A 13,061-nucleotide genomic window follows, 5' to 3' on the forward strand; every position below is an offset into this window, starting at 1 on the left:
TAGCCCTAGCGCCCTTGGTATTAGGAACTATGCAACAAGGCTCTCATCTCAATAAGACAAGATACATATAATTGATCCACCCATATATTGATAAAAAGGAGTGATTACTAGTGCAATATTACCATAGGCAGCCTTCTGAAAATATGGAAATTGTTGCTGATCTAACCAAAGCTATAAATGGTGAATATAGTGCAATTCACTGCTATGAGCAATTGGCAAATCAATCTCCGAATACTGAAATTAATAATCTCATTCTCGAAATAAGAAATGATGAGATTAGACATTACCAAACATTTTCCCATCTCTATGCATCTCTTACAGGAAATCCACCCTCTCCAAAACAAACAGAACAATGCCCTGCTGATTTTCGAAGTGGTATACTCGCATCGTTTAAAGATGAGCAAGAAACAGTTGACTTTTATTATCAGATAGCTAGAAAAACGAATAATCCAGTTATTAAAGAAGCATTTACTCAAGCTGCAGCCGATGAACAAAACCATGCAGTTTGGTTTTTGTATTTTATGAATCACCATTAATATGAGCAGTTGCCGACCTATTCTGTCGGCTTTTCTAATCTGCATTCCCCGTGATTTGGTCTGCTTTCTCGTAGAATGAATAGATGAAATGTTTTTAGTAGGTTTTGTCCATGCTATCGCTTCCCTTCATTCCGTTTTCACTCTCATCACTATCCTCTGGAAAGCATCTAGATGAAATTGATTTTGTCTTTATTTCTCACACCAGAGCAACTCCTGTTAGTCAAATGACCATTAATAACGCTTTAAATAAAGTAATTGAAAATACCGGTATTAAAAGAATAACAGCGCATGGATTAAGACACGCCCACGCTACTATTTTATTGAATAATAAAGTTTCAATAGCAACGGTAGCAAAGCGTCCTGGAAATACTGCCGAGGAAATTAATCGAACCTATGACCACTCTGATGAAGATGCAGATTTACAAGCGGTAGAAATATTTAGTGAAATGATAAATAGTTAGACTGAGGATACTTTTGGAAGTGGTTTGAAAAACATCACCCTCAAATCCCTAGGTATCAAAGGATTTGAGGGCTTATAAGCATTACAACAGTAAGATATAATACGAAATGCAAGCCATTCTGAGAAAATCAATCTAATTTCGTATGAAGGTCTGGATCTGTTTCGAGCAAGTCCCGTAGTTTTCTGTATTCGCAATCTGTCTCGAGCAATTCCTGATTGACAATATAAGTTGCATCATTTCTTGCCGTTTCAAGTGCCCGATAATCATGTACCATATCCGCTACTTTAAATTCCGGGATCCCACTTTGCTTTCTCCCAAAGAAGTCACCAGGACCCCGGAGCTGCAGATCCCTTTCCGCCAATTCAAATCCGTTATTTGTCTCTGTCATAATGCTCATTCTTTCCTTCCCCACATCATTCTTCGGTTCAGCAATCAAGATACAATAACTTTGCTTGTCGCCTCTTCCAACTCTCCCTCGCAACTGGTGAAGTTGCGCCAACCCGAAGCGTTCAGCATCATAAATAACCATAATTGTGGCATTTGGAACATTCACTCCAACTTCAACAACTGTTGTTGAAACGAGAACTTGAATTTTGTTTTCAGCATACTCTTTCATAACCGCATCTTTTTCATCAGCTGGAAGACGGCCGTGCATTAAGCCAACCTTTATTTCCGGTGGGAAAAACTCAACCAATTGATGATAAAGATCGACGGCATTCTGGATATCCAATTTATCGGATTCTTCGATGAGTGGGCTGATGAGATATGCTTGTTCACCACTTTCCACATGTTTGATTATAAAATTCAAAATACGCTCAAACATATTTTCTTTTACCCAGAGGGTTTCTACTTCTTTTCTCCCAGCTGGCATCTCATTTATTTGGGACACATCCATGTCACCAAAAGCCGTAATTGCCAGCGTACGGGGAATCGGAGTTGCCGTCATAAATAACACGTCGGGATGCAGTCCTTTATCCCTTAGCGTTCGGCGCTGCTCTACTCCGAAACGATGCTGTTCATCAACAATCACAAGACCGAGATCTTGGAATAGGACATCATCTTGAATCAATGCATGGGTACCGATGATTAAATCTACATCCCCCGCCTCAAGTCCAGTTAATATCTCTCTACGCTCCTTCGTCTTCACCGACCCTGTAAGAAGACGCACATTCGCAAGCTCCCCGAACAATTCTTGTAAGGATTGATAATGCTGTTCCGCAAGTATTTCCGTTGGGACCATTAATGCCCCTTGTTTTCCGGCTGTCAAAGAAGCATAAAGACAGATGGCTGCAACTGCAGTCTTCCCTGAACCTACATCACCCTGCAACAACCGATTCATCCGGTATGAAGAACGCATGTCTAAGAGAATTTCTTCAAGTGAGGAATTTTGCGCATTTGTTAATTTGAAAGGAAATCGTTCGATAAAGCTGTTCACTTTTTCTTCATCATACTTTTGTGCATTCCCTTCTGTTGCTTCTCGATGCTTCTTACGTAAAAGCTGCATTTTCAACTGGAAAAGTAAAAATTCCTCATAAATGTATCTTCTTCGTGCATGCTTCAGTTGAACACGATTTTGCGGAAAGTGCAGCATTTCTACCGCATCTTTCCGAGATGGTAGCTTATATGCTGTTAAATAGGACTCAGGAAGAATCTCTGTTATTTGGTCACCATAATCTTCAAGCGCTTGAGAAATCACCTTTTTCAACCGGTAATTTGTTATGTCTCCTTTTACAGAATACATTGGTTGGATTTCTGTCGAATCTTCCTGGGCACCCTTGCGATAGTTGCTGACGGTAATCTGCAGTCTATGGGCGTCCCATTTACCAGTAAGCGTAACAGTATCCCCTGCATTCAATTGTTTCTTCGCGAACGCGCGATTGAACATTACCGCTTTGATTGCAACATTCTCAACATCTACCGTTAATACTAAACGCGACTTTTTTCTTCCATAAAAAGTAAGGGAAGGCTCGTATAAAATCCTTCCCACAATCGTTACTTTATCTTCATGGATTAGTTCGCTTAGCGGTAAAACTTCCAATACGTCATATTTATACGGCAAATAATGCAACAAATCTTCAATCGTATATACATTCATTAGGTTTAAATCTTCGGCAAATTTTCCCCCGATTCCTTTTACATTTTTTACTGATTCGTTAAGCAAGGCAATCACTCTTTCTAAACAGAAACACCAAATATTTTTTCCTTTAAAAGTCTTCCCGTTGGAGTATCAGCAAGACCTCCTTCCCCAGTCTCCCGAAGACTTGAGGGCATCTGTCTGCCAATCCGGTACATTGCACCAACTACTTCATCTGCTGGAATCCTGCTTGTTACACCAGCTAAAGCGAGATCAGCAGAAACAATCGCTTGAGAGGAACCTAGCGCATTCCGTTTTACGCAAGGCACTTCAACTAATCCAGCTACTGGATCACAAACTAAACCGAGCATATTTTTTAATGTAATCGCAAAGGCATCAGCAGATTGTTGAGCAGTACCACCTGCCATTTCCACAATTGCAGCCGCTGCCATCGCGCCTGCTGAACCGACTTCAGCTTGACATCCACCAGCGGCACCTGAAATAAACGCATTGTTCGCTACAACAAAACCGAAAGCTCCTGCAGTGAATAAGTAACGGATCATTTGCTCACGGGTCGGGTTCAACTGGTTCTTCACCGCAAAAAGTGTCCCCGGTACACATCCGGCGCTCCCAGCTGTTGGTGTAGCACAAATAACCCCCATCGCAGCATTTACTTCATTCGTCCCCATCGCTTTACTGACTGCATCAAGTAGGATTGGTCCAGATAACGGTGTTTTCTCTTGCATATATTTCTGTACAAGCACTGCGTCTCCGCCTGTAAGCCCGGTTACTGACTGTACACCTTGTAATGCTCGTTCAATAGCATTTTCCATCACTTGCAAATTCTTTTCCATTTCTAAAACTATGTCTTCACGGCTGCGCTCTTTAACATCCATTTCCTGAAGAATCATTACTTCCGAAATCGGTATGTTTTTCGTCTCTGCAATTTCCACCAATTCAGCAATTGTGCGAAACATGTGCATTCCCCTTTCGATTCTAACTTTCTATTTTCGAAATCTGGATAATATGTTCCCTAGATTGTAATTCTTTTAATAGATTATCATCGACATTTTGGTCGACTTCAATGACCATTAGCGCCTCTTTCCCGACATCTTTCCGGTTCACTTCCATATGTCCGATGTTAATTTCGTGTTTCGCCAATACTTCGGTTACCGATGCAATAGTCCCAAAGCGGTCGTTATGCATAATAAGAATCGCCGGATGGTTTCCTGAAAGCCTTAACTGGAATCCGTTCAATTCAGTAATTTCTACTTTTCCGCCACCAATTGAAATTCCGACTAATTCTAACTTGTCTTTATCATCACCGATAAGGAGTCTTGCAGTATTCGGGTGATCTACACGTGAGTTATCTTCAATAAATTCAATTTCCAATCCATTTTCTTTTGCAATAGTTAAAGCTTTGCTCATCCTGACGTCATCTGTTGCAAATCCAAGTAATCCACCTGCAAGTGCAAAATCTGTTCCATGGCCTTTGTACGTTTTGGCGAAAGATTCATAGAGATAGATTTTCGCCCATGTTGGCTGTTTTCCAAACAAATTGCGTGCAGCAAGCCCAATTCGCGCAGCTCCTGCCGTATGTGAGCTTGATGGCCCAATCATCACCGGTCCAATAATATCGAATACGGAATTATATTTCATCTTAAACACCGCCTTTTATCGACTACTCATTTCCACTCCAATTATAGCAAAAAAGCTTACAGCATGCATAATACAGGAAGGTTTTTCTACTCAAGGTCCGCAATTCCGATATCTCTCGCTTTCCGTAGGCGAACAGGTTAATCTTCGGGCTAAGCACTAAGGTCTCACCTTGGCCAAAGGTTGTTCTAGTTACGGAGCTCGTCACATGACGTGACCGTTCTTATGATGGACTAAAAAACCGCATCGTACCGAGGTTGTTTGGTAGATGCGGTTGGTGATTTGGTTTATTCGACAGCGAAGATATAGGAATAGATTGGCTGTTCTCCGTTATGGATTTCAATCTCTATATCCTCAAAGTACTCTTCAACATAAGCTTCTATCTCAGCGACTTCTGTTTCTGTAACATCTTCACCATAAAGAATGGTCAAGATTTCATCGTCTTCTGTGATAAGTTCGTTTAATAACGATTTGACAGCTTCTTGTTTCTTTTCGTTGGAAGCAATAATCTTACCATCTTCAATTGCCATAAAGTGATCTTTTTCAATCGTTATCCCATCAATTTGCGTATCACGAACGGCATACGTAATTTGGCCAGTTTTCACTTCTTTACTAGCCGCCTCCATCGCTTCCTGGTTCGCTGCTAACTCAGCTTCAGGATCAAAGACAAGCATGGCACTGATCCCTTGAGGGATTGTTCTTGTCGGAACTACAGCGACATTTTCGTCCGCGATGTCTGCTGCCTGCTCAGCTGCCATTTGGATATTCTTATTGTTTGGCAGAACGAGTACATTTTTAGCATGGGCTCTCGTTATTGCTTCTGTAATATCCTTCGTGCTCGGATTCATTGTTTGTCCGCCCTCAATAACTACTGTGGCCCCGAGACTTTCAAACAACGCTTTAAGTCCAGCCCCCATTGTAACGGTAACAATGCCATACTCGGCTTTTTCTATCGGTGTGTTTGTTTTTTCTTTGTTGCTAACAATCGCACTATGCTGTTCACGCATATTTTCGATCTTCATGTTAATCAAACTACCGTAGCGCTGTCCGAGTGTTAAACAATCTCCTGGCTGTTCGGAATGAACATGAACTTTAACAATTTCATCATCGGAAACAACAAGTAAGGAATCCCCTATTTCACTTAATGTTTCACGGAATTCCTCTTCATTATATGGATAGTCTTTTAGCTTATCGTCTTCAAATTTAACCATAAACTCTGTACAATATCCGTAAACAATTTCAGATGTATCCATGAAATCTTGCGTTATTTTATGATGTTCCGCATTGACAAGATCTTCCATCTCTACTTCAACTGTTTCTTCTGGAAGTTCTTCCCCTTTAAGCGCCGCTAGGAATCCTTCATAAATCGTCACTAATCCCTGTCCTCCCGAATCAACAACACCAACTTCTTTTAAAACAGGAAGTAAATCCGGTGTACGCTTTAAGGATGCCTTCGCTTCAATTAAAGTTTTCTCCATGAGGGCGATAATATCTGTTTCCACCTTAGCAATTTCTACTGCTTTATTAGCTGCATCTTTTGCAACAGTAAGGATTGTTCCCTCTACAGGTTTCATTACCGCTTTATAGGCTGTAGTCACTCCAGCTTCGAATGCATGGGCAAAGTCTTCTGCTTCCAATGTTTCTAAATTTTCCATTCCTCTACCAAATCCGCGGAAAATTTGTGACAGGATAACACCTGAGTTTCCTCGCGCCCCCATCAATAAACCTTTAGCAAATGCATTTGCAATAACAGAAACATCGTCTGAATCCGTTTGCTTCACTTCATTTACACCTGAGGTCATTGATAAGTTCATATTTGTTCCTGTATCCCCGTCCGGTACCGGAAACACATTTAATGCGTCGATTTTTTGTGCATTGTTCGATAGGTGATGTGCTCCGGAGAGGATCATCTGTGTTAACAGACTACCATCTAACTTATGTATAGTCACCATACTTCCTCCTTAAATAAACCATGCCTAACTCCTGTTAACTGCTCATACGGTCAGGAACTGTTCAGTAACTTGTACGAAAACAGTAGAGAGGAGATTAACAGGCGTTAGCAATTCCATGTAGTTTTCCTTAATCGTTAGACACTCGGACTCCTTGGATGTATATATTTACCGAGTCAATAGATAGGCCTAATGATTGTTCCAGTGTATATTTCACTTGAGACTGCACATTGCTCGCAACCTCAGAAATTTTCGTGCCATAGCTTACGATGATATATAGATCGATATGCAATTCTTCATCTTCCTGCCGGACTACGATACCGCGGGAATAGTTTTCTTTCCGTAAAATTTCAGCGATCCCATCACGTATTTGACTTTTGGATGCCATACCTACAATCCCGTAACATTCTACAGCTGTACCTCCGGCAATCGTTGCGATGACATCATTAGTGATTGTAACTTGACCATCGTTTGTGTGAAGTTCAATGGACATGAGGATCCTCCTTCATGATTTCAATTTCGTAAAAATAAAATAATTAATAAAGCCTTGTCCTATACTAACTTATAAAGCATAAGGCTATTCTACTACAATCCACCTTTTTTTAAAAGTGAATGTGTGATTTACAAGCTCGTTATTTTCTCTTCTTACAATGGCGGATTTTTTTCTATCTGTCAAGCAATTTTTCTTTGCAGCAAAAAAAGTTTCGTTGCATTCTCAGTTAACTTGTGATAAATTATATAAGTATGAAAATGATATTTGGTATAGTAAGGAGGGAATGTCATGGCTAGAAAATGTGTTGTAACTGGACGTAAAACGAGCAGCGGAAATCTACGTTCTCATGCTATGAACTCCAACAGACGTAAATGGAAAGCGAATGTACAAAAAGTACGTATCATGGTAGATGGTAAACCAAAACGTGTATATGTATCCGCACGTGCTTTGAAATCAGGTAAAGTAGAGCGCGTATAATCGCATGGGCTCCATGATGAATTGTGTACAACCCCAAAAAAGTACTCTAATCCAAGAGTGCTTTTTTATTTTGTCCAAATGCCAACTTGTAAACCAAGCTTTCTATCCAGATCCGTAGCACTCTCCCCGCGGAAAGCGAGAGATATCGGAACTGCGCATCTCCAGTAGCAAACGGTTGAACATATTCTAAATTTAATCAAGTCTCTAAAGCAAAAAACACAGCTTCTGTCGCGTAATGGACAAAAGCCGTGTTTTTTATTTATCTTTTTTAAATACACCCATGACCACTTTCACAAATCCACCAATAAACCTTGGGAGCTTAATCGTATAGAATTTAATAGGTTCCCCCTCCTTCGTACAAACCAAGCTTCACGCCTCTTAAGAATCTCTACTCTTTATTAATAATAATATGCCTCGTCTGTACGAAAAATTCCCACTTTCATGAGATAGTTCATTGGAGATGCAAAGTGTTGATCCCCAGGTGATTGTTTCATTCTCTAACGGATAATAAAAGCCATTTAGCGTAATACCTTCTACAACCTCACTGAATGGAACGAAAGATACATACGGATAATCAGGGTCTCTCTCTATTGTATGTGTTCCCGGTTTCGTTAAAACTAATTGATTTTGTCTATCAATGATTTTGCCGATTATCCCTTTTTCTAGAATTCGGTATAATAGCTGGATATTTATTAATTCATGATCTTTCCTGCCGGCTGTCACCCCGAATAAAAGAATTGTTGCCGGTTGAAGTTGAAAAGCTTTGTTTAACGCTAGTTCTAAATCTGTTTCATCTTTCTCACTCGGCAGCTTATTAAAATTACTTACCTTTTCCCGGATAAGTTTCATTTCTTCTGTCGTAACAGAATCAAAATCCCCCACCGCATCATGAATTTCTAAACCGGAACGAAGAATATGGAGAGCGCCACGGTCCGCACCGATCCACAAATCCACTGTACGCTTATAAATGGTGAGATCTGGCAATGTTTCTCCCGGGCCACTGCCTACAATTCCAATTGTGAGGTGATTCATGTATTATTCATCCCTTGTCGCATCAACAATTGCTTTAATTGCTTGTTTTCTATCTGGCTGGCTGAAAATAGCACTACCAGCGACAAGTACGTCTGCTCCTGCATCTGTACAAATTTTTGCAGTGTCTGTGTTGACTCCGCCATCCACTTCAATTTCAAAGGAAAGACCCATTTCTTTCCGCCAGCTGTCAAGCTGACGAATCTTATTCACCGTCTCTGGGATAAATTTCTGACCACCAAAGCCTGGGTTTACTGTCATGATTAGTACCATATCAATGTCTTTTAGGATTGGTAACAAGAGTTCTGCAGGAGTTGCTGGATTAATTACTACCCCCGCCTTTACGCCATTATCCCGTATTAATTGGATCGTGCGGTGCAAGTGGGTGCAAGCTTCCTGATGAACCGTTATAATATCCGCTCCAGCCTTTGCAAATGCAGGGATATACTGATCTGGATTTTCAATCATTAAATGGACATCAAGCGGGAGTTCTGTTACCGGGCGTATCGCCTCGACAATTAATGGGCCAATCGTAATATTAGGAACGAAATGGCCATCCATCACATCAACGTGAATATAATCAGCGCCATATGTAGCGACTTCCTTAATTTCATTACCTAATTGAGCAAAATCAGCAGATAAAATAGATGGTGCAATTTTTACCATGTTAATACCTCGGCTTTCTCAACATAATTTCTTCTAAAAATCTTACATAATTTCCGTAACGTGATGCGGCAATTTCTCCTGTTGAAACTGCTGCCTTTACTGCACATTTAGGTTCTTTTAGATGCATACATCCCCTAAATTTACAGTCTCCCAATCGTTCGCGAAATTCGGGGAAACAATAAGATAATTCATTTGCTTCCAATGTATCGAATTCAAGGGAGCTAAAACCCGGTGTATCTGCAACAAGACCATTATACATTTCGAGCAATTCAACATGTCTTGTCGTATGTCTCCCTCTTCCAAGGCTTTCAGATATCTCACCTGTCTTTAAATCAAGGGAGTCGTCAAGCATATTAAGAATAGTTGATTTTCCAACACCAGACTGACCAGCAATAACAGTAATATGATCCTTAAAATAGTGCTCGAGAGCATTAAAGCCTTGCCCGTCCTTCATGGATAGCAGCTCTGTACGATAACCAATATTCTCGTATAACTTGCGGTACGATTCCATTTTTTCTTTTTCTGTGGCAGATGTTAAATCCATCTTTGTAATAAAAATGACTGGTTGAATGTCTCTCGACTCGATAAGTACTAAAAAACGATCTAATAATGTCTCATTGAAATCAGGTGCTTTAGCAGAAGTAACGATAATCGCTTGTGTTATATTGGCAATCGGCGGCCGTACCAGCTCATTCGAACGGGGCTTAATTTCCATGATATATCCTTCATTTGGATCTTCATACTCGAAGGTCACAAGATCACCGACGAGGGGGGTAATATTCTGGTTACGGAATACCCCTCTCCCGCGGCATTGATAGATTGACCCGTCTTCTGTCTTCACATAATAGAAGCCGCTTAATGCTTTAATAATTCTGCCTTCCTCCATTTAGTCACCCTCTTCATAAGATACTACATCGTTCGTCACAATTTCATCGTCTCTCGTAATGATATATTCCGCTTCGTCATTGTAAGCAATGAGAAGTGTGAAAGTTACCGGAGTATCTTCCGTAATTGTTAATTCTTCATAAACATCCGAAACATTGTTATTCACGTCACCAATATAAATACGTACGGTCTGTTCTACCGGCTCTTCTGGTGTCTCCTCTTCTTCCGTACCTTCTTCTCCTGTTTCATCATCTTCATCCTCGCTATTTCCTGTGTAAGGAACAGTAAGCGTGATACGGTGGGAGGTTGGTGGTATTTCACGTGGACCGGTGGAAATATATACATCAACGGATGCGCCTTCTTCCAGTTCAGTTCCAGACTCAGGTGATTGTCGGATTACTTTGCCTTCTTCTACATTATCCGAATTCTCTTCATGTTTTGTGAACACAAGATTATTCTTTTCCAAATAATCCCTTGCTTCTTTCTCTGTCATACCCGTTAAATTATTCAAACTGATCAGCTCAGGACCAATACTCACTTCGAATATTACCCGGGTTTCGCTCGGGATGACCTCTGTATCTGGTGAGGGCTGGAGTTGATTCGTAATTTCTCCTGATGGACGATCGGAATGTTTTTCAACGGTGAAAATATTCTCTGGATCGAATCCTTCACCTTCTAAGATATGCATCACTTGATCGATATCTTGTCCGACATAATCCTCCATCGGAAAATGTTCTTTCCCTTCACTTACAGTTAATGTAACCGTTGATTCTTCTTTCACTGTACGCCCAGCAGACGGACTCATGGAAATAACATGTCCCTCTTCAACTTCATCGGAAAATGTGAGTTCTTCCTCAACAATAAGATTCAAATTCTCTAGCTGCTCTTTTGCATCCTCATATTCTTCTCCCACGACGTCAATAAGCTCAACATCTTTTGGCAACAAAATTCCAGGCACAAAAAATAACACAACAACAGTAGCCGCAAGCAAAACGAAGAGTATACTTATAATGAGCAACCACTTTTTCTTCTTGCTTTTTTTCTTCTTTTCTTTCGGTTTCTTGCCTTTCTTTTTATTTCCTTTTTCATCCGGTTTTGGAGGATAAGATTTCGTTGTATTATTTGGCTTACTTACGATTGTTTCCTCATTTTCCGAACCATGAAACTGATCATCGGTTATAATTGGAATCGCCCGCGTTTCCTCGCCGGCTTCTACTGGTGGTTCGTAGGGCGGTTCGTTCAGCCGGTCCGGATCAAGTGCATGGTTGACTGCATCTTCAAGTTCATAGATGGACTGGTAACGGTGGAACGGGTCTTTTGCAGTTGCTTTTAATACGATATTTTCTACACTCTGTGGTATATCTGGATTATATTGTCTTACAGATGGTGTTTTACTTTGTAAATGTTTCAAAGCAATCGACACAGGTGATTGACCGGAAAAAGGCAAGCGACCGGTTAATAACTCGTAAAACAGAATCCCAATCGAATAAATATCCGATTTTTTCGTTGCCATACCGCCTCTTGCCTGTTCAGGAGATAGGTAGTGGACAGAGCCGAGAATGGAATTCGTCTGAGTGAGTGAAGTGGCACTTAACGCAATCGCAATTCCAAAGTCCGTGACCTTTGCTTGACCAAAGCTGTTCATCAGAATATTTTGCGGTTTAATATCCCGATGGACAATATCATTATCATGGGCATGGGCAATAGCTGATATGATTTGCTTAACAATATCTACCGCTTCATTGACCTCAATCGGGCCTTGTTGTTGTATGTATTCTTTCAATGTTAAACCGTCAACATATTCCATAACCATATAAAGATTGTCTTCTTCTTCCCCAACATCAAAGATATTTACAATATTAGGATGAGTCAGGCTCGTTGCAGCTTGTGCTTCCCTGTCAAAGCGGGTAGTAAATTCCGTGTCGTTAATATACTCACTCCGGAGTGCTTTAATTGCAACATCACGCTCCAGGATTGTATCGCGCGCAAGATAAACTTCTGCCATACCACCGCTACCAATCTTTTTAATGATCTTGTAGCGTTCATTTAATAGCTGGCCTTGTCTCATTCCGTTTCACCCGCTCTCACTGCCTGTTCATGGTGTATAAGTGCGATCGAGATGTTGTCCTCTCCACCACGCTCGTTTGCAAGACCAATCATTTCTTCACCTATTTCCTGCAAAACAGCTTGTTTAGACAGGATATCCTCTATTTCTGCATCCATTAGTTTATTGGTCAACCCATCAGAACATAGTAACAGTTTATCTTCCACTTCCCAACCAATTGTCTGAATCTCACATTCTGTCATTGCCTCTGTTCCAAGTGCACGTACTAAAACATTTTTCCTTGGATGGTAGGCTGCATCATCGGGTGAAATTTGTCCGGCACGGAGCAATTCATTAACTAACGAATGATCCTCAGTAAGTTGCTTTAGCTTTCCGTCGTTATATAAATAGCCACGACTGTCTCCAATATGGGCGATCGTGATGAATTCATCTGTGCAGGCAGCAAGGACAACAGTAGTGCCCATTCCTTCAAGCTCTACTTGTTCTTTTGCTTCCGTATAGACGACGTCATTCGCTTCTTTTACCGTCTCCAATATCCAAGCTTCCAGTTCCGTTGCCTGTTGAAACTGGACTTCTTTTTCCCATTTCTGTTGAATGAAATTTGTCGCAAGTTCGCTCGCAACTTCTCCGGCAGAATGACCTCCCATTCCATCAGCGACGATTGCGAGCACTTGATTTGCCTGATTATAAAAGATGCCGCCTGAATCTTCGTTATGGCTTCGCACCTTGCCGACATCCGTTATAAAGTATGCTTCCATGTTGACCCCCCT

General features: G+C 40.9%; 14 protein-coding genes. 3 read left to right on the plus strand and 11 right to left on the minus strand.

All coding sequences use genetic code 11. The annotated features are described in order from the left end of the window. Positions 1-143: 143 nt before the first annotated feature. Both GN217_RS04625 and GN217_RS04630 read left to right on the plus strand, forming a co-directional pair. Positions 144-536, plus strand: a complete 393-nt coding sequence (locus GN217_RS04625) for a ferritin-like domain-containing protein (protein WP_156855552.1) — start codon at positions 144-146, stop codon at positions 534-536. A 110-nt stretch (positions 537-646) separates the two neighbouring features. Continuing rightward, the gene (locus tag GN217_RS04630) at positions 647-997 is read left to right on the plus strand and encodes a tyrosine-type recombinase/integrase (RefSeq protein ID WP_156855492.1); all 351 of its coding nucleotides are present in this window, start codon (positions 647-649) and stop codon (positions 995-997) included. Positions 998-1,124: 127 nt separating this feature from the next. On the opposite strand, the gene recG is transcribed toward GN217_RS04630, so the two are convergent. From recG to GN217_RS04655, 5 genes are all read right to left on the minus strand, one after another. Beyond that, entirely contained in the window at positions 1,125-3,158 is a 2,034-nt protein-coding gene (recG, locus tag GN217_RS04635) for an ATP-dependent DNA helicase RecG (RefSeq protein WP_156855493.1), read from the minus strand. Positions 3,159-3,172: 14 nt separating this feature from the next. After that, entirely contained in the window at positions 3,173-4,048 is an 876-nt protein-coding gene (gene sdaAA / locus GN217_RS04640) for an L-serine ammonia-lyase, iron-sulfur-dependent, subunit alpha (RefSeq protein WP_156855494.1), read from the minus strand. A 19-nt stretch (positions 4,049-4,067) separates the two neighbouring features. Further along, positions 4,068-4,730 carry an L-serine ammonia-lyase, iron-sulfur-dependent subunit beta gene (gene sdaAB / locus GN217_RS04645; RefSeq protein ID WP_156855495.1) on the minus strand — a complete coding sequence of 221 codons (663 nt, stop codon included), beginning with the start codon at positions 4,728-4,730 and terminating at the stop codon, positions 4,068-4,070. A gap of 284 nt (positions 4,731-5,014) precedes the next feature. Then, positions 5,015-6,676 (minus strand): DAK2 domain-containing protein, encoded by a 1,662-nt coding sequence (locus GN217_RS04650; RefSeq protein WP_156855496.1) that lies wholly within the window; start codon positions 6,674-6,676, stop codon positions 5,015-5,017. Positions 6,677-6,806: 130 nt separating this feature from the next. Continuing rightward, the gene (locus GN217_RS04655; protein WP_156855497.1) at positions 6,807-7,169 is read right to left on the minus strand and encodes an Asp23/Gls24 family envelope stress response protein; all 363 of its coding nucleotides are present in this window, start codon (positions 7,167-7,169) and stop codon (positions 6,807-6,809) included. A 288-nt stretch (positions 7,170-7,457) separates the two neighbouring features. Between GN217_RS04655 and rpmB the strand changes: the two genes are divergently transcribed. Then, positions 7,458-7,646 carry a 50S ribosomal protein L28 gene (gene rpmB, locus GN217_RS04660; protein ID WP_156855498.1) on the plus strand — a complete coding sequence of 63 codons (189 nt, stop codon included), beginning with the start codon at positions 7,458-7,460 and terminating at the stop codon, positions 7,644-7,646. A 255-nt stretch (positions 7,647-7,901) separates the two neighbouring features. Here the strand turns inward: rpmB and spoVM are convergent, their stop codons facing one another. From spoVM to GN217_RS04690, 6 genes are read right to left on the minus strand one after another with little or no spacing between them, the layout of a single operon-like run. Next, on the minus strand, positions 7,902-8,012 hold the full coding sequence (gene spoVM, locus GN217_RS04665; RefSeq protein WP_229782517.1) for a stage V sporulation protein SpoVM: 111 nt from the start codon (positions 8,010-8,012) through the stop codon (positions 7,902-7,904). A 12-nt stretch (positions 8,013-8,024) separates the two neighbouring features. Continuing rightward, positions 8,025-8,678 (minus strand): thiamine diphosphokinase, encoded by a 654-nt coding sequence (locus tag GN217_RS04670; RefSeq protein WP_156855499.1) that lies wholly within the window; start codon positions 8,676-8,678, stop codon positions 8,025-8,027. 3 nt (positions 8,679-8,681) lie between these two features. Next, on the minus strand, positions 8,682-9,341 hold the full coding sequence (gene rpe, locus GN217_RS04675; RefSeq protein ID WP_156855500.1) for a ribulose-phosphate 3-epimerase: 660 nt from the start codon (positions 9,339-9,341) through the stop codon (positions 8,682-8,684). A 1-nt stretch (position 9,342) separates the two neighbouring features. After that, positions 9,343-10,227, minus strand: coding sequence for a ribosome small subunit-dependent GTPase A (gene rsgA, locus GN217_RS04680; protein ID WP_156855501.1), 885 nt, complete (start codon positions 10,225-10,227; stop codon positions 9,343-9,345). After that, entirely contained in the window at positions 10,228-12,294 is a 2,067-nt protein-coding gene (gene pknB, locus GN217_RS04685) for a Stk1 family PASTA domain-containing Ser/Thr kinase (protein WP_156855502.1), read from the minus strand. Next, positions 12,291-13,049, minus strand: coding sequence for a Stp1/IreP family PP2C-type Ser/Thr phosphatase (locus GN217_RS04690; protein WP_156855503.1), 759 nt, complete (start codon positions 13,047-13,049; stop codon positions 12,291-12,293). The genes pknB and GN217_RS04690 overlap by 4 nt, the downstream gene beginning before the upstream one ends. Positions 13,050-13,061: the final 12 nt, after the last annotated feature.

The organism is Oceanobacillus sp. AG (assembly GCF_009746545.1).
Lineage (GTDB): Bacteria > Bacillota > Bacilli > Bacillales > Amphibacillaceae > Oceanobacillus > Oceanobacillus indicireducens.

Coding starts and splice junctions, on each gene's coding strand:
- GN217_RS04625 (WP_156855552.1), top strand. CDS start 144: ATGGAAATTGTTGCTGATCTAACCAAAGCTATAAATGGTGAATATAGT.
- GN217_RS04630 (WP_156855492.1), top strand. CDS start 647: ATGCTATCGCTTCCCTTCATTCCGTTTTCACTCTCATCACTATCCTCT.
- sdaAA (WP_156855494.1), bottom strand. CDS start 4,048: ATGTTTCGCACAATTGCTGAATTGGTGGAAATTGCAGAGACGAAAAAC.
- sdaAB (WP_156855495.1), bottom strand. CDS start 4,730: ATGAAATATAATTCCGTATTCGATATTATTGGACCGGTGATGATTGGG.
- GN217_RS04655 (WP_156855497.1), bottom strand. CDS start 7,169: ATGTCCATTGAACTTCACACAAACGATGGTCAAGTTACAATCACTAAT.
- rpmB (WP_156855498.1), top strand. CDS start 7,458: ATGGCTAGAAAATGTGTTGTAACTGGACGTAAAACGAGCAGCGGAAAT.
- GN217_RS04670 (WP_156855499.1), bottom strand. CDS start 8,678: ATGAATCACCTCACAATTGGAATTGTAGGCAGTGGCCCGGGAGAAACA.
- rpe (WP_156855500.1), bottom strand. CDS start 9,341: ATGGTAAAAATTGCACCATCTATTTTATCTGCTGATTTTGCTCAATTA.
- rsgA (WP_156855501.1), bottom strand. CDS start 10,227: ATGGAGGAAGGCAGAATTATTAAAGCATTAAGCGGCTTCTATTATGTG.
- pknB (WP_156855502.1), bottom strand. CDS start 12,294: ATGAGACAAGGCCAGCTATTAAATGAACGCTACAAGATCATTAAAAAG.
- GN217_RS04690 (WP_156855503.1), bottom strand. CDS start 13,049: ATGGAAGCATACTTTATAACGGATGTCGGCAAGGTGCGAAGCCATAAC.